Here is a 15840-nt window from a genome sequence, read left to right as displayed (position 1 = left end):
TTCAGAATTTTTCAGGCTCCATGTCGTTAAGCAGTATCTCTTCCAACTCCTTAACGGCATGCTCAGCATCCTCACCATTGGCCACTATGGTCACCTTTGAACCCTTTTCCGCGGCGAGCATAAGTATACCCATTATGGATTTCCCGTTGACCTCCTGGTCATCCTTGATTATCGTTATGTCGCTCTGGTATTTATTAGCTATCTGAACGAACAAGGCAGCGGGCCTGGCGTGAAGCCCGGTCTTGTTCTTAACGACTATTTCTTTTCTGATCTCCATCAACTATCCTATCGCTATGGTCACTTTTATCCGATCCGATCCTCTCTGATCGTCCAGGACGATATCATTCCCTATGAAGACGGATATCCCCTGGAACATTTTCTTAAGTCCTATTTCGGTCTCGTTGACCGTATAAACCGGTCTGGCATAGACCGTATATTTTTTGTCCATGTAAAAATCGAGCACCGTGCCCGAGTACATGTCTTTCAGCGATAAAGCATCCGTTCGCAATAACCTTTGACGCGAAATCACCTTTTTATCCCAGACAAGAAAATTGAATTCCACCGCATGCCTCAAATCATATCTGCCGGAGGAATATTTTTCAAGCCTCTCAGAGAACATCACGGCCGGCCCTTCTCCAAGCATCACGCGTTTAGCCATCCCCACCTCGCAAGATGCCCCACCGGCTGAAGGGACAACGCTTCTCCTTGCAAGGTCGCATGTAATGAATCCACTATGCGTTCTCACGGAGGAGGAATATCCCCCCTTGAGGAAGCTGCTGCATCCGGATCTACCCGAAGCCAGGTCCTTCCACGGGAATTTTTCCAGGAAAACATGCGAGAGAAAAGATCCCCTCCGATAATTATCATAGATCAGGTGTTTTTTAAGGCCTTTCTCGGCCGCGCCTAGAACGTCATGTATATCAGCGTGCTCTCCCCGGAAAATGGCCCTTCTGGCCTTCCTCACCCTGAGCGAAAAACCCCTGCCCAGCTTATCATGGTACTTTTCCTTTACACGCGTCAGTGTGTTGACCAGGTTACTGCTTGAAGCCTTGTGGGCGAGCTCTCTTACCGAAGCTCCTTCACCGGGACTTATATAAATGTCCAGATGCCCGCTTCCCAGCAGGGTCTCACTGCCCGCGGAGCCGAGGTCCACTTCCACGCACTGGAAATTCCGGAGCTTTTCCCTTTCAGGTGGCTCTATCATGTCCTGCGCCCTTATCAGATGCCTGTACACACCGCTTCGAAGATGCGGCAGGTAAAGTCCGCCGAAAGTGCCGTGCCAGTAAGCACAGTTCGACTGTGCCTTGAAAAGCTCTTTCCTCGCGGCCCGGGTTCTCTCGCAGGCGATTCCATGCGCGTTTATAGCATCGCTCACAGAAAGCATCCTTTTGTGCATCCTGTCCGCCTCGGGGTATTTCCCGAGGAAGTTCCTGAAGTCCCCGCCGCTCCAGCCCATCATCTCTGCGTAACTTGAAGGCGGCACATTGCCCACTTCCTCGCATTCGACGCTGGAGAGAACATCAGAATATCTGACCGTCTCAAGCCATGACGCATTATCCTGTAAAAGAGCGAAAAAACTCTTGAGCCATCCCCTCTTGTGAACCCATCTGTACGTATGCGGCCAGGCACCGAACTTCTCGCCGTCATCGGCGAAGAAGAAACACGTGGGTTCATCACCTCTTGCGGCAGCGATACTCTTCATGTACCCTATCGATGCCCGCGGAGGCCTGAAAGGTATCGAATATCTGAGCGCTTTCAGGCAGGCGAATAAAGCCACCCTGCCCTTTTCACCGCTGGTAAAGCACGGCGCGAACACCTTTTCACCGAAACCCGCCATTTCCAGGTGGTGGTCGTCAACTATCGTGTATTTGATCCCCGCTCCGCTAAGTGTGTCCGCAAGGGAGGGGTCCCACACCCTTTCGGCGAGCCATGCGCCTTCCGGCTTCACTCCAAAGAGCCTTTGGATAAGGGTTTCTGTCAGCCTGAGCTGTTCCACCCTGTCCCGCTCGGGTATTATGGCCATTACCGGCTCGTAACAGCCTCCACCCAGTATCTCTATCTGGTCCCGATCGAGCAGCAGCCTGAGCTTATCCAGATAATCCGGGTGCCGCCCGTCCAGCCATTCGAGCATATTACCTGAAAAATGCAATGACGCCCTGACCCGGGGATATCCTCCCAGGGTATCAACAAGGGGCAGATACGCCTTTTCATACGCATTCTCAAATTCCGATACAAAGTTAAAGACCGGTTGATAGCAATGAAACGCCATTGCGAACTTTGCCGCTTTCACGCGTTCCTCATTTTTTCTTGTGTTCGTTCAATATCCTTACGATCACGTCGCTCAATTTATGCGTGTCGTGCCTGACGAATTCTTTCATGCTGGCTATGTGCGCTTTGACCAATGTTATGTTCTCTTGTCTGAGCCACCGTTCGTCGTTCTCATCAAGCTTCACCGGGAACTTGTTCTCCTTCGCGTATTTCTCATACAACGGCTTGGGGATCCGTGAAACATTCCCTACGCAGTAATTGATTATCGCCGGATGCGTATGCTTTATGATCGCCCTCACGTGGTCGCTTACAGAATAATAGTCCGTCTCCCCCGCTTCGGTCATTACGTTGCATATGTATATCTTGGGCACTTTTGACCTGATTATCTCTCGCTTTATCCCTTCAATGAGCAGATTGGGCATTACGCTCGTGTAAAGACTGCCCGGGCCGAGTATAATGGCATCGGCCTCTCTTATCGCCTCGACGGATTCCCTTGCGGCTTCGCACCCGTCAGGCGTAAGCGTCAGGCGGTTGATGGGGCTGTTGCCCTCTTCGCGTATGCGGCTTTCCCCCACCGTCTCCTTGCCGTCCTCCCTTTTGGCAACAAGCCTGACCTTTTCAAGAGTAGCGGGCACCACGTTGCCCCTTATGGCCAAGACCTTGCTGGATTCCCTGATCGCCCTGGCGAAATCCCCCGTAACCTGTGAAAGAGCGGTAATGAAAAGATTCCCGAAATTATGTCCCCTGAGCTCTCTGCCCTCACTGAACCTGAACTGGAAAAGAGCGCCCAGCAAATCCTCTGAATCGGAAAGGGCCACCAGACAGTTGCGTATATCCCCCGGCGGCAGAACGTCGAACTCTTCCCGCAGTCTGCCACTAGAGCCCCCGTCATCGGCTACCGTGACGATAGCGGTAATGTTGCTCGTCTTCTGCTTAAGCCCCGTCAAGAGGGTGGACAGCCCGGTCCCGCCGCCGACAACGACTATCTTGGGACCTTTTTCCAGGATGCGTTTTTCATATATCTTCTCTACCAGCAGGTTCTCGGCCCGTCCCGGCTCCGGCACCAGGGCCGCCATGAGCGACTTGAGTATCCTCTTTACGGCTATTATCACGCAAAGTATACCGGAGATAATGACAAGGCCCGCTATGGCCTTGTTCTCGGGGTTGCGTTCAAGTATGACTATCACAAACCCCATCGAGACCAGAAGTATCCCGAAGACCGTAAGGAATATCCACCGCTTTATGAGCATCCCGGGATATAACCACTTTAGCCGCTTCATGCTTATCCTTGTATCCTGATCAGGCTACTTTTTTAAGTTCTTCGTCTTTGACTATCTTCAATATCTCCTGCGGCGATGAAGCCGAAAGCAGCCTGTCCCTGACGAACTTGTCGTCCAAAAGACGTGATATCTTGGCCAGCGCCTTAAGATGGGGACCGGGAGTCTCGCCCGGCGCTATAAGGAGAAAGAAAATATGTGTCGCTTCCCCGTCCAGGGATTTGAAGTCCGTTCCTTCCTTCGAGATCCCCAGAGCGGCTACCATTTTCTTTACCTTGGCGCACTTGGCATGCGGAATAGCAACCCCTTTTCCTATACCCGTAGAGCCGAGCATCTCCCTTTCCTGAAGTTTTTTCAGGACCAGATCCTTGTCCGGTTTCTTGATGGAACCTGAAGAAACGAGCAGTTCTACCAGTTCCGAGATTATCTCCTCCTTTTCGGTCGATTGGAGGTCCACGGATATCGCGTCTTTTGAGAGTAAATCTATAATGTTCATGCCACTCCTAATTTATTATTTATCCCACAATAATATATATTCGCACCTAAAACATTTTTTCTGGAAAGCTCCTGAACTAGAGAGGTCTTCTAAAAATGGAGCGGGTGATCGGGCTCGAACCGACGACAATCACGTTGGCAACGTGATGCTCTACCAACTGAGCTACACCCGCTCGACTTGCGTACAATTTCTTATAAAGAAAAAGATGGTACCCGCACAAGGGCTCGAACCTTGGACCCACTGATTAAGAGTCAGTTGCTCTACCAGCTGAGCTATGCGGGCACCGTTATTTTAGAAGCGTATTATATCACAGGGTCAAAAAAAAATTCAAGTATAAATATAATATTAATAACGTATCTTCAACCCTCAAGCCCTTTTATAGCCTCCCGTGGCTTCATAGCTATGGGTCTTTATATAATCGATCACTTCTTCGATCTCCCCCTCGGCTATGGATATACATGTATCGGCGCATCCGTAATAAATACGGATCGTGCCGTCATTGACTATCGCCGAACTGGGGAAGACAACGTTAGGGACATCCCCCACCCTTTCATACGGTTCCGAAGGGGCAAGGAGGTAATCCTTTGTCCTGTAAAGGACCTTCCAGGGTTCTTCAAGGTCCAGTATCGCCCCGCCGGCGTAATAAAGGTAGCCGTTACAGCTCGTCCAAACGCCGTGGTAGATCAGAAGCCACCCATGCTCGGTCTCTATCGGCGCCGGACCGGGGCCTATCTTAGTGGATTGCCAGCTGCTCCTGGTGGTACCGAAAACGAAACGGTGACAGCCCCAGTTGACAAGGTCAGGGCTCGAGGAGAAGAACATGTCCCCGAAGGGAGTGTGCCCTCTGTCGCTCGGCCTGCTGAGCATGGCATACTTACCGTTTATCTTCCGGGGGAAGATAACGCAGTTCCTGTTCGCCGGCAGCGTCAGGTTCTCTTTCTGTTCGAACCTTTTGAAATCCTTGGTGGTTGCCATTCCTATCACTGGCCCCTGGGGCGAATCCAGACACCAGGTGAAATAATACGTATCGCCTATCTTTGTAAGCCTGGGATCATAGGTCCTGTCGGTTATCCTGAGATATTCGTCGTCGCACTCCATCTTCAGTATATCCGGTTCTATATCCCACTTGATACCGTCCTTGCTGAAACCCACGTGCATGGTGAAATTGAAGTCTATTTCGTCCACGCGGAATATCCCCGCATATCCGTCTTCAAAAGGGACTACAGCGCTGTTATGTATACTGTTGGCCCTGGGTACCGCGCTGGCGGTGATTATGGGGTTGCCCTTATACCTTTTCAGGACACTTTCGTTCGCCATGATGACTCCTTTTCTTGTCGAGGTATATTTTCAGGTAGAGCATTTTATATCATGAAAGCCGTAAAATTGCAACTGCCAGGACCATTTATTCGGTGTACCTGGCGGCAATTGGCATTCTCCTGCCTGAACCGAAGGCCTTGCTGGTCACTTTGATCCCGGGAGGGGCCTGCCTTCTTTTATACTCGTTCCTGCTGACGCTCCTTACCACCCAGTTCACGAGCTTTCCGTCCAGACCGCTGGAGATAAGTTTTCTCGGGGACTCTCCCTCGTCCAGATACCGGTAAAGCACCTCATCAAGTTTATCATAAGGCGGCAGGGTATCCTGGTCCAGCTGCCCCGGCTTCAGCTCAGCAGAAGGAGGCCTGTCGATTATCTCTTGCGGGATAAGCTTCTTTTTCCTGTTTATATATCCAGCCATTTTGTATATCATCGTCTTGGGGACATCGGATATAAGGGCAAGACCTCCTGCCATATCACCGTAGAGCGTGCAGTATCCAACGGCCAGTTCGCTTTTATTGCCCGTACTGAGCAAAAGATGACCGTACCGATTGGAAAAGGCCATCAGGATATTACCCCTTACCCTCGCCTGTATGTTCTGGAAGGTTATACCCAGGTCTGTCTCATCCTCCGGCTCAATGTCGTTCTTAAGAGCTTTTAGATAGGAGGTATATATATCGTTAATTGGTATCACCCTGAAGGATATACCCAGGTTCGAGGCAAGCTGCTTAGAATAATTCTCGGTTTCCTCTGAGGTATATTCCGAAGGCATGGTGATGCCCAGCACGTTCTCCGGCCCTATGGCGTCGGCGGCTATACAGCTGACAACGGCCGAATCTATCCCGCCCGAGAGGCCTATTACCGCCTCCCTGAAACCGCATTTGGACATGTAATCGGTCAGTCCCAGCACCAGGGCCTGGTAAACGGATTCTATCTCATCCTGGGGGGAGTAACTTCCCTCGCTGGCCCGACCAGATGTATCCACCGTCTTGATTTGTTCGGTAAAAGGTGAAAGCACGGCGAGCGGTTCACCCTGCGCGTCCACCGAAAGGCTCCTGCCGTCAAAGACAAGCTCATCGTTACCACCCACCTGGTTCACGAAAATGAAAGGCTTGCCGTGTTTGATCGCATGGCTTTTTATAAGGTCATACCTGATCTTTTCCTTGCCCGCGTAAAAAGGCGATGCCGAAACGTTGATGAGTATCGTCGCTCCGTTTTCTTTAAGTTTCTCGATCGGGTCGCACCCGTAAACCATTCTCGGCCAGAGCTCATCCGCCGTCCACATGTCCTCGCAAACGGAGATGCCCAGCATCTCCCCCTTGAATGGAATAACAGCCGGCTCGGGAGCGGGCTCAAAGTAGCGCGTCTCGTCAAACACATCATAGGCGGGAAGAAGCGTCTTGCTGCTGGAGCCGAGCACCTTTCCCCCATGTATCAGAACGGCTGAATTGTAAAGCCCCTTGCCTGTTTTTTTACCGGTAGGTACAGGCGAACCGACGATCATGCCACTGGTCGGATATTTGCCTGAGATCTGCTCGAGTTCGCGCAGGGCTTCCTGCGCCTTTTCTATGAAACCCGGCTTTTCCAAAAGGTCACGCGGAGGATATCCGGTAACAGATAGCTCCGGAAAGACTACAAGATCCGTTCGCTTGGCATGGTCACAGAAAACATCCACGATCTTTTTAAGGTTGCCGTCAATATCTCCTATGACCGGATCTATCTGCGCTATGGTCACTTTCATTATTGTCCCCTTTTTATGGCGCGCCCGGCAGGACTTGAACCTGCGACCTACTGGTTCGAAGCCAGTTGCTCTATCCAGCTGAGCTACAGGCGCTCGCCTTTCTTTCTTCTTTGAAGGTATAAAACCGCCTCGATTATCATCCATATCTCCAACAGGAACAGCATGCTGCCGATAACGAACCTGAGATGCGATCCCGTATTATAGAAATTAACAAGCCCTACCGTCATCGCCCAGCTGGATGTGATTATCATGAATATCATCGGTACGCCTGTTGTCCAGGCATTGGTCCTCTCCTCCTTGATGATGTATATCGTCGCAACAAGCAGAACCAGTCCCGCCAGAAGCTGGTTGCTTATACCGAAAAGCGGCCATAAAAGCAGCGCCCCCTTGCCGCTTCCTTCACTGAAGGCAAGAGCCGCCGCGGCAAGGACAACAAGAGCAGTCGCGGGATACCTTTTCTGCATAGGTTTGATTTTATAATCGACCGCCAGCTCCGTCACCACGTACCTTTGTATACGGGTGGCCGTATCGAGAGTAGTACCGGCAAAAGAAGCGATGAGAACGCCAATAACGGCCTGTCCGTACTCAAGCGGGATCCCCAGGGCCGTAAGCATGTTGGCCGAGCCGTTAACGAAAGCGGCTACCTTCGCGGTAAGCCCCCGAGCCGCTTCCCAGCTCGAGTAATGATACTCCCACGCGGCGCTTCCACTCAGCACCTCACCGGTGGCTGTTTTCGCGAAAATACCTATCCCCGCGGCCACTGCCACCACAACAAGCACTCCGACAAGGCCCTCTGCGAGCATGCCGCCGTATGCCACAAAATGAACATCCTCCTCGTTCTTCAGCTGTTTTGAGCTGGTGCCGGAACTGACCAGCGAATGAAAACCGCTGATGGCCCCGCAGGCGATGGTTATAAAAAGGAACGGCAGTATGGGCGGAGCCCCGTCGGGCGCGAGCTGTACGGCCGGGGCGACCATCACCGGATGCGCGAAAAAGATACCAAGCACTATAAGAATTATACCAACTATCAGCTGGTGCGAATTAACGTAATCGCGTGGTTGTAAAAGTGTCCAGACAGGCAACACCGAGGCTATGTACGCGTAGATAAAAAGCACTATTATCCACATGGCCATGGGCGTAAGACCGAAAAGTCCGGGCATGCTGAGCGGCATGCTGACCCCGACAATTATGGACGCGTACATAAGGACCACCGCGACGATGGACATTACCGTCATATTCCACTTTTTGCGGTACGCCAGCCATCCCACAGATACCGCTATCGGTATCTGTATCCACACCGGGAACACCGCTTGCGGGTACATCTTGAATATTACCGCCATCACCATCCCGAATATGGCGACGACTATCCACAGGGCGAACAGTATAACGAAAAGAAAAAGCGTCCTGACCCGTGGGCTGATGACCCCTTTTGAGAGCTCACCGATGGATACGCCTTTTTTCCGGGTGGACATCATCAAGGAAGCGTAGTCATGAACCGCGCCCGCGAAAATTGAACCAACCAGTATCCAGATAAGCGCGGGCACCCATCCCCAGATAACGGCTATGGCGGGTCCTACAATGGGGCCGGTACCCGCTATCGAAGCGAAATGGTGACCGAAAAGCACTTCCCTGTTCGTGGGCACGTAGTCCACATCGTCTCTCAGCTCTTCGCTGGGCACGGGGTTGTCCCTCCTGGCACGGAACACCTTCCTGGCTATGTAATTACCGTAAAAGTGATAAGCCGCCCACAAGACCAGAATAGAAAATATTGTTATGTAGACCGAATTCAACCGGACTCCTTTACTTTTGTATAATACACAAGGCTGTCCTCAAGCCACTGGCGGGCGTTACGCACGAAATCAGACCAGCGCGAGGCCAGGCATAATCCCCGTGCGGTATCGGCATTGCCCTCTCCGATACGGCGGGATATCGTCGCCAGGTCCAACTGCAGCCTGAGCGGAACGGATCCTTTCTCCTCATCCGCAAGAAGATCATTGAGTTCGGCCAAAGCTTCTGCGCCCTTTAACAGCGAATCAAAAAGCGCCTGCTCTCCTCCTATGGCCTCGAGCATTATCGGGTTAACCGGTCCCAGCCTGGTGATCTCAAGATCCCCGGTCTGTTTATTAGAGATATTATCCGACCCCACGTACCCCAGGCCTTCCTCGGTGAACCCGAGCTGGAAAATTCGGTGATACATCGTCTCCAGTCTGGGCCCTTCGGTGGAAAGCCTGTAATGGGCCCTCAATCCCCATAATCCGAAATCTATATGCTCGTTAACAAGCGGCACATATCTTCTGTAGAACTTCTTTTCGAAGATCTTTATCGCCTCCACCAGCGTGCTGCGGGCTTTCTCCGGACTGAGCACCATACCGGCAAGTTTTTTGTGCCTTTTTATCTCGCTGCCGGCGAGGTACTCTTTCAGGATACCGATAGCTTCGGTCTGGTCCTTGTTCATAACGGGAAGTTTAACCTTCAAATAGTTTTCCGACATTTTATCATTGCCTGCGAAAAGCCTGTATATCCACAAAAGCTCCCTTAATTTGGCCTCGCTGGAAAGGTCGAAATCAATGAAGGTCGGGTGTATTTCGGAGAGGTCCCCGGAAACCTTGGATAGATCCGGTATTATGTACCCCTCCTTCACCTTGGTTATGCGAAAACCCCCCAGTCCGCCGCCGCCTTCATGAGGCTTAACGAAGAATGTAATATCCCCGGTCAACTGTTCAAGCTCGTCCACCGCCTGGAAAAGTTCATCAACAACCTCTTCGACGCTCTTTCCCTCCACGGGCACCTTTACATATCTTGCTACCTTGCTCCAATCGCTTCCCTCCTCGGAAAGCAACCGATAGGTGCTGTCCTTATCGGAGAACACGCTTCCCGGGGCGGTGACCCTGCCGGGGACGGTGACCGTACCTTTCTGGGCCAGCTCTTCTGCCAGAGCAACGTTGTATACATTCTTGTCAACACACTGGCTGACCAGTAAAGTCTCCTCAGGATCGACATTGACCTCCTTAAGCAGGTGTTCCCGGGTGTTCACCACAACGGCCTCGGCGGCATAGCCTTTCTCCCTGCAGAAATCATTAAAGATCCTGGCCGTCTCATAAGAGGTGGGCAGGTCATCGTGAGAAGCGTTGACCACAACTATCCTGGAAGGCACCTTTACGGAATCTTTTTTGAAAGAACCTTCAAGGCGGCAGGATGAAGATATCCGATGTCCCCTGATGAATTCGTTGAACTTCTCTATAAGGGAACAGTTGAAACCCCCTTCCTCCCCGTCAAAACTTAACGCGTTGATGTAAAAAGGGGCTTTATAGGGATCTCTCCCGTCATAACCTGTGACGTAGTATCTGGGGTCACGTTCAATCATGCGATTTCCTTTTCTTTTGAGATCATGCGGGCTCGGCGGTTTTTACCCGGCCCGGTTTTTTCAACGAAAGCCTTTCGTATACTAGCGATACTATTTTCGCGGTCTCGGGAGTAAGACGCCTCTTATTGGAAATATCCAGCAGGTTCCCCCGGGACTGTATCTTCAGGACCGGCGCGTTGGGTTCTACCCTAAGTGAAGGAGCCGGCACCCCCGAAGTCAGCAGAAATTCATCCGGCCCTGAGCAGTCCCACAGTGAGGCGCCTTGCTTGAGGTGCTTAAGGCCCTTTCTTTGCCGGCGGTAGACACCCGGGAAGAGATCACCGGTCACCAGTCTCTTTTCCAGACGGTTATGTATGATAAGCTGGCTTCCCTCGACCGGACGCATGAGTTCCTCTGCGGGAAAATCTTTTATATAACGCCTTAGGAGAACGTCTTTATCCTGCAGGAATTCGGCTATGTGCAACAGGAAAAGCGTTCCTTTTCGATTAGCTGATAAAGAATGAAGCACCGTCAAAAGAGAGGTCGAGTTCTGGAACCTGGGGTTTATCTCGACCGGATATGCCGTCCCGTCCTTTACCACGAAATCCATGCCGAAAAGACCCCTGAACCCGGAAGAAGCCATCCACCGGCCGATCGTTTCCATATAGCTCTTGACCTGACGCACAAGAGCAGGGTCAAGGTCCCTTGCCGCGGAATAATCGTTCCCGCAGAAGGACGCCGGGGAATTGCTGCACTCGGGGATACCTGTCATCTGCACCGAAGGGGCTGAACACATTACTCTGGGGCCGTTCCCGGAAGAAAGTACGACAGCGTTGACGTTCAGTGAAAACCCGTCAATATACTTTCTGATGAGAGCGGTGGCTTCAGGATGATGCTCCACCAGGCTCTTCAGGTCTTTCGGCCTTTTTATCAAAAAGGTATAGTGCCCGCTGGAGCCGTATGGGAACTGTATAACGAAAGGAAGCTCGAGGTCCTCTCGAAGCCTCTTGAAATCCGCCCTGCTGATCCTGTCCACGATGCCGGGTATCTGCGGAAGAGAAAGCCCGGGCAAGCTCCTGTGCAGAAGAGCTTTGTTGTCGAAACGTTTTTTTATCCTCTGGGCGACCGCGAGAAGGCGCGGATTATTTCTGTACCTGCCTTTTCCATTCTCAAGACGTCTTACCGACCTGTAACAGATCAGATTAACTTTCCCGCCTTGCGTCACCAACCTGCGTCTTATCCTGCGACCAAGATCCCCCTTGAGGCTGTCATTAAGGTCCTCGTTCGACCAGTCCCTGCGTATACCAGTCCCGCCCTCCACGGAATAAACATCCTCCGGCCTGAAATAAACGGGCAGTTCCCTGCCGTGATCACAACATATGATAAGATCCAGCGGAAGGATGCGGTTTATCCCGCAGGCGTCGTGCGCTCTTTGCCCGAGCCACCCCCACTTGCCGTATTTCTCAATAAGATATTCGCTTATTTTCTTCATTTCAGGAACTCTTATCCGCATCTGAAATCCGGGAAATACTGCGCCGGTTTCAGCAGATTCTCACGCAAAAGTTCTTCTAACGATCCGGCGTCTTCCATTCTGACCTTCCCAACATAGATTATACTCAAATCCTTGTGTTGTTCAACATACTTGCGAAGTTTTATCCATCCGCTGATATAATGTGATCCTTTCGTCAAACATCCTTTCAGCGAAGTGTCCGAAATGCCCCTTTTGGCCCTTTCGACAAGACGGTAAGCCATATAACCCGGAAAATACCTTTCCAGACCCCTGTAAGCCTCGTAGAACGAGCCCCTCATGCAAAGATGCGTAGACAGAGAGCGTCCGGCATAGAGCTTCATCTGGCGCGTATCCACTTCAAGACAACCCGATACATCTTCCATCATAACGGCCAGGCCCTCTTCGGTCTCGTTGTAGCCGGCAAGGCCTTCGGTGAATATCCTGTAGGGCTGAACAGCTCCGTTAGCGCCCCTGTATACATGAACCTCTATCTCATGCACTTTTAATCTCTGCACCTCGGCCCGGGTATATCTTATCCGGGAGTTAATATACAGCGTCCTGTCCTTGCCCGATACGGTTATCTTGGGTATGATCTTATCGGTTATCCTGACCTTCCATTCAAGGCCTTTCCCGCGCATATATTCGCTGAGTTCCCCCGCCATCTCTTCCGGGGTAACGCTTTCCTCGGGAAAGGCGTAATCACTTTGAAGGCTATTTTCCAGTATGGCCGCCGCTTTTTCGATGCAGCCCTCTTCGGGGGTGCCGTGCAGCTTTTTCGCCACTTCGCCGAAAGACCAGTCCCCGCAATCCAATAGCTCCTGCTCGGTCAGCATGAAATCGATCTTGCGGCGGAAGATGCCCTCCAGAAGATCCTCTTCCCTCAGGCTATCGCGCATCCTCCGGAGAGTGTCCTTCTCTCCGGTGAAATCCTTCTTTTTATAAATGAACCGGGGATTATATTCCTTCTCCCTCGCCAGGTTCAAGAAGAACTTCTCCTGTTCCTCCAGACGGTTGACGGGCGTGAGCAGGGGATAAAAATCTATTTCCCTTGCCAGTTCGCTTATAGCGGCGTCTATGCGCTTAAGATCGGCTCTTATCATGATCTTTTCAAGGGATACCCCACCGGCATAATGTAAACCGGCATCTCTTCTTCGGTCCCCAGGACCCTGCTTACCTCTTTGTCCACGAAAGCGCCCACCATAACCGTTCCCAGACCCATGCTTTCCGCCTGCAGGTGGACATTCTGTCCGAGGTGACCGGTATCCATGCTCACATACCTGTTGACGCCTCGCTGGCCGTACCTTCTTGCGGTCTTGGCATGCTGGGCAGTGACCACCAGCGTAAGAGGTGCCGTGCGCACCATTCTCTGGGACAAAGCCGCCTTGTAAAGTTCATCGCGAAGATCGCCTTTTTTAACCAGTTCGAGCTGGTGTCTCCTCCAGTCATACGAATATATGCCCTTATTGAGACCGACCACGTCCCCTACGACAATGTATATCTCAAGAGGATAAATAGCGCCGGCGGAAGGATAGGACCTGGTCGGGCCGGTCAGACCATCATGGGTACTCCCCCCGGCGGCCCAGAGAAGCTGCGAAACCTCATCTAGCGTGAGCGCCCTGTCCGAGAAATTCCTTGTTGACTTGCGCTGGTATATCGCCTCCTCCACCGACACGTTGCCTTCATGACTGGGCTCAGGAAGTTTCACGATCTCTCCGGGTTCCGGACTGGCCGGCTGGGAGATAGCCAAAGAACAATTGACCGCAAAAAACATGACCGATAACAATATCTTCACTGAACGCATTTTTACCCCCTTATCTTGGCACCATAAGAATAATCGCTTTTCTCCAGCAGAGTATCCCCCCATATCTCATCAGGCTCCATGCACAGGTAGATCCAGGCGGATGTCGGATAAGCCCTTATCCATTCTATCATTTTATTATACATGAGGCTCCTGAGCCTGGCGGGATACCTGAGTTTTCCGTCCGCGCCGAGAAAGAATTCCCCGGCGTAATACATCCGGTTCTCCCCGAACCTCTGCTCGGCGACCTGCTTCAGACCCGGAGTATAACGTAAAGTGCCCAGGCTCATCCATTCGGTGTTCTCTAGGATATCCCTGTTCGAGAACAGTTCTTCTACGGTTTGCCTGTACTCATCCTCCCACCCTTCGTAATAGATTATCGGGTCAAAATGGAAACCTACTTTGAACCCTCTTGCGGCGGCGCGTGAAGCGGCCCGTATTCTTTCATCGATCGAACTGGCGCCTTTCTCGTATTTCCGGGCCATCTTCCTTGTGTTGATGGACCAGGAGACCACCACGTTATCATGGGGCTCGTGCCTGAGAACGTTTTCGATATCGACCGTTTTCGTCTTAAGTTCAAGAACAAGGTTCCTCATCTGCCTGAACAAGGGTATGAGGTACGAGGAGTACGAGGTATACTTATCCAGATAGAGAGAATCGGTGAATTCACCCGTACCTATGCGCGTCCTGCGGCCGACCCTTGCATCGAAATCCTCTATCGGCGCGCGATAATCATCAACATTCGCCTGGAACACAAGCCATGGTGAGTTGCTGTACATCTGCAGGTAACAGTACGAACAGTCCATGGGGCAGCCGAAGCCCAGATTGAGTATGTTGTAACCGCACCTGTGGACGTTCTTTGTACAGGGACAGGGTTTCACGTATCCGGATCTATTCTTCGTGACCAGGATCCGCCGGGACCTTTCGTTATAAAGCTCGACCTGGGATTTGCCGGTGAAAGATGACAGGATCTGCCCGGGATCGTCTATAATATCCACGCTTGCCTCCGGGAAGCGCGAGAGAAAAGACCCGGTCCATTCGACGCTCTCGACCGACCTTTCCACGTATATTTTCTCCGGCAGGATCCTGAAATCCCAGGCCTCCGGCTCCGGCACCGGTTTATCGACGGTAAAAGGCATGATATGCGGGTCGTCCCCCTCTCTCATAGAGGGATATCTCAACTTGAGAAGAGCTTTTTTTATCCTGCGAAAGAGGCCGTTCTTACCTTTCTCGACCATGCCGCCAAGGTCTATACGGATGAACACCTGTTCCGGCTCCACTGAACGCCCGCGGCATATTTCATAGACAAGCCGCGCAAGTTCGTTCTTTTTATTGACGCCCAGGCGAATAGGTACTTGTGCGGAAAGGTGATCCTCTATTTTTCTTATAAGATTAATATTATTTTCCAATGACATGCCGGTATTATACCCTAGAACATATGTATTTGAAAGGATTAACGAAAAAAGCCGGCCCGAAGGACCGGCTTTTCCGTTAAGATGGGGTGAGCGATGGGATTTGAACCCACGACAACCTGAGCCACAGTCAGGCGCTCTACCAACTGAGCTACGCCCACCACAAGAATAACCTAGACGAATCCTTATTCTATGTGCTCGAAAGCCTTAAGTCAATTAAAAAAATGCGAGTTGACTTATAAAAATCACGTTGTTATAATTATAAATCTTGTTCATCAATGCAAGTGCTTAGAGCTATATATGGTTACAAACGGGAAGTGGCGCAGTTTGGCTAGCGTACCTGCTTTGGGAGCAGGGGGTCGTGGGTTCGAATCCCACCTTCCCGACCATTATGATATCAGCGGATGTGGCGGAACTGGCAGACGCGCTGGCCTTAGGAGCCAGTGGTTTTACCGTGGGGGTTCGAGTCCCTCCATCCGCACCAGAATTAGTCAATATGTTATTTAACCGATTGCGCCCGTAGCTCAGCCGGATAGAGCATCTGCCTTCTAAGCAGAGGGTCACAGGTTCGAATCCTGTCGGGCGTGCCAGTTCAGTAAAAAACCCGGCTTTGCCGGGTTTTTTACTTTATCCGGCCTGGCGCCCACTTGCCCGCCGGGTCTTGACTGTGTTATACTTACT

12 protein-coding genes and 7 tRNA genes are annotated in these 15840 nt (G+C 51.6%); 3 read left to right on the top strand and 16 right to left on the bottom strand.

Going from position 1 to position 15840, the window contains the following annotated elements:
- Nucleotide 1 precedes the first annotated feature (1 nt).
- From GF409_04400 to GF409_04325, 16 genes are all read right to left on the bottom strand, one after another.
- On the bottom strand, nt 2–277 hold the full coding sequence (locus GF409_04400) for an HPr family phosphocarrier protein (protein ID MBD3426449.1): 276 nt from the start codon (nt 275–277) through the stop codon (nt 2–4).
- Nucleotides 278–280: 3 nt separating this feature from the next.
- Nucleotides 281–2290, bottom strand: coding sequence for a DUF1926 domain-containing protein (locus tag GF409_04395; protein ID MBD3426448.1), 2010 nt, complete (start codon nt 2288–2290; stop codon nt 281–283).
- Between the two features lie 7 nt (nt 2291–2297).
- Complete coding sequence (yvcK, locus tag GF409_04390) at nt 2298–3548, bottom strand: uridine diphosphate-N-acetylglucosamine-binding protein YvcK (protein MBD3426447.1); 1251 nt, start codon at nt 3546–3548, stop codon at nt 2298–2300.
- Nucleotides 3549–3567: 19 nt separating this feature from the next.
- Entirely contained in the window at nt 3568–4041 is a 474-nt protein-coding gene (locus GF409_04385) for a PTS sugar transporter subunit IIA (protein ID MBD3426446.1), read from the bottom strand.
- A gap of 96 nt (nt 4042–4137) precedes the next feature.
- Nucleotides 4138–4213 (bottom strand) — tRNA-Gly (locus GF409_04380).
- Between the two features lie 34 nt (nt 4214–4247).
- A tRNA-Lys gene (locus GF409_04375) sits at nt 4248–4323 on the bottom strand.
- Between the two features lie 84 nt (nt 4324–4407).
- Entirely contained in the window at nt 4408–5358 is a 951-nt protein-coding gene (locus tag GF409_04370; GenBank protein MBD3426445.1) for a glycosidase, read from the bottom strand.
- Between the two features lie 85 nt (nt 5359–5443).
- The gene (locus GF409_04365; protein ID MBD3426444.1) at nt 5444–7096 is read right to left on the bottom strand and encodes an NAD+ synthase; all 1653 of its coding nucleotides are present in this window, start codon (nt 7094–7096) and stop codon (nt 5444–5446) included.
- Nucleotides 7097–7112: 16 nt separating this feature from the next.
- Nucleotides 7113–7189 (bottom strand) — tRNA-Arg (locus tag GF409_04360).
- Nucleotides 7180–8886 (bottom strand): carbon starvation protein A, encoded by a 1707-nt coding sequence (locus tag GF409_04355; protein MBD3426443.1) that lies wholly within the window; start codon nt 8884–8886, stop codon nt 7180–7182. The genes GF409_04360 and GF409_04355 overlap by 10 nt, the downstream gene beginning before the upstream one ends.
- Complete coding sequence (locus GF409_04350) at nt 8883–10460, bottom strand: hypothetical protein (protein ID MBD3426442.1); 1578 nt, start codon at nt 10458–10460, stop codon at nt 8883–8885. Before GF409_04350 ends, GF409_04355 begins: the two co-directional genes overlap by 4 nt.
- Before the next feature lie 22 nt (nt 10461–10482).
- Nucleotides 10483–11952, bottom strand: a complete 1470-nt coding sequence (locus tag GF409_04345) for an ATP-grasp domain-containing protein (GenBank protein MBD3426441.1) — start codon at nt 11950–11952, stop codon at nt 10483–10485.
- Complete coding sequence (locus GF409_04340; GenBank protein ID MBD3426440.1) at nt 11943–13049, bottom strand: DUF1704 domain-containing protein; 1107 nt, start codon at nt 13047–13049, stop codon at nt 11943–11945. The genes GF409_04345 and GF409_04340 overlap by 10 nt, the downstream gene beginning before the upstream one ends.
- Complete coding sequence (locus tag GF409_04335) at nt 13046–13720, bottom strand: SagB/ThcOx family dehydrogenase (GenBank protein MBD3426439.1); 675 nt, start codon at nt 13718–13720, stop codon at nt 13046–13048. Before GF409_04335 ends, GF409_04340 begins: the two co-directional genes overlap by 4 nt.
- 32 nt (nt 13721–13752) lie before the next feature.
- The gene (locus GF409_04330; protein ID MBD3426438.1) at nt 13753–15162 is read right to left on the bottom strand and encodes a hypothetical protein; all 1410 of its coding nucleotides are present in this window, start codon (nt 15160–15162) and stop codon (nt 13753–13755) included.
- Between the two features lie 82 nt (nt 15163–15244).
- Nucleotides 15245–15320 (bottom strand) — tRNA-His (locus tag GF409_04325).
- 150 nt (nt 15321–15470) lie between these two features.
- Between GF409_04325 and GF409_04320 the strand changes: the two genes are divergently transcribed.
- The 3 genes from GF409_04320 to GF409_04310 all read left to right on the top strand — a co-directional run bounded on the left by GF409_04320 (nt 15471) and on the right by GF409_04310 (nt 15749).
- Nucleotides 15471–15548, top strand: a tRNA-Pro gene (locus tag GF409_04320).
- An 11-nt stretch (nt 15549–15559) separates the two neighbouring features.
- Nucleotides 15560–15643: transfer RNA gene (locus tag GF409_04315), tRNA-Leu, on the top strand.
- Nucleotides 15644–15672: 29 nt separating this feature from the next.
- Nucleotides 15673–15749: transfer RNA gene (locus tag GF409_04310), tRNA-Arg, on the top strand.
- Nucleotides 15750–15840 lie beyond the last annotated feature (91 nt).

The sequence above is a fragment of the Candidatus Omnitrophota bacterium genome (assembly GCA_014728045.1).
GTDB lineage: Bacteria > Omnitrophota > Gorgyraeia > Tantalellales > Tantalellaceae > WJMH01.
The sequence above is the reverse complement of the archived record's forward strand: the minus strand, read 5'-3'. Positions and strand labels throughout refer to the sequence as shown.

Coding starts and splice junctions, on each gene's coding strand:
- GF409_04400 (MBD3426449.1), bottom strand. CDS start 277: ATGGAGATCAGAAAAGAAATAGTCGTTAAGAACAAGACCGGGCTTCAC.
- yvcK (MBD3426447.1), bottom strand. CDS start 3,548: ATGAAGCGGCTAAAGTGGTTATATCCCGGGATGCTCATAAAGCGGTGG.
- GF409_04385 (MBD3426446.1), bottom strand. CDS start 4,041: ATGAACATTATAGATTTACTCTCAAAAGACGCGATATCCGTGGACCTC.
- GF409_04370 (MBD3426445.1), bottom strand. CDS start 5,358: ATGGCGAACGAAAGTGTCCTGAAAAGGTATAAGGGCAACCCCATAATC.
- GF409_04365 (MBD3426444.1), bottom strand. CDS start 7,096: ATGAAAGTGACCATAGCGCAGATAGATCCGGTCATAGGAGATATTGAC.
- GF409_04350 (MBD3426442.1), bottom strand. CDS start 10,460: ATGATTGAACGTGACCCCAGATACTACGTCACAGGTTATGACGGGAGA.
- GF409_04345 (MBD3426441.1), bottom strand. CDS start 11,952: ATGCGGATAAGAGTTCCTGAAATGAAGAAAATAAGCGAATATCTTATT.
- GF409_04340 (MBD3426440.1), bottom strand. CDS start 13,049: ATGATAAGAGCCGATCTTAAGCGCATAGACGCCGCTATAAGCGAACTG.
- GF409_04335 (MBD3426439.1), bottom strand. CDS start 13,720: ATGTTTTTTGCGGTCAATTGTTCTTTGGCTATCTCCCAGCCGGCCAGT.
- GF409_04330 (MBD3426438.1), bottom strand. CDS start 15,162: ATGTCATTGGAAAATAATATTAATCTTATAAGAAAAATAGAGGATCAC.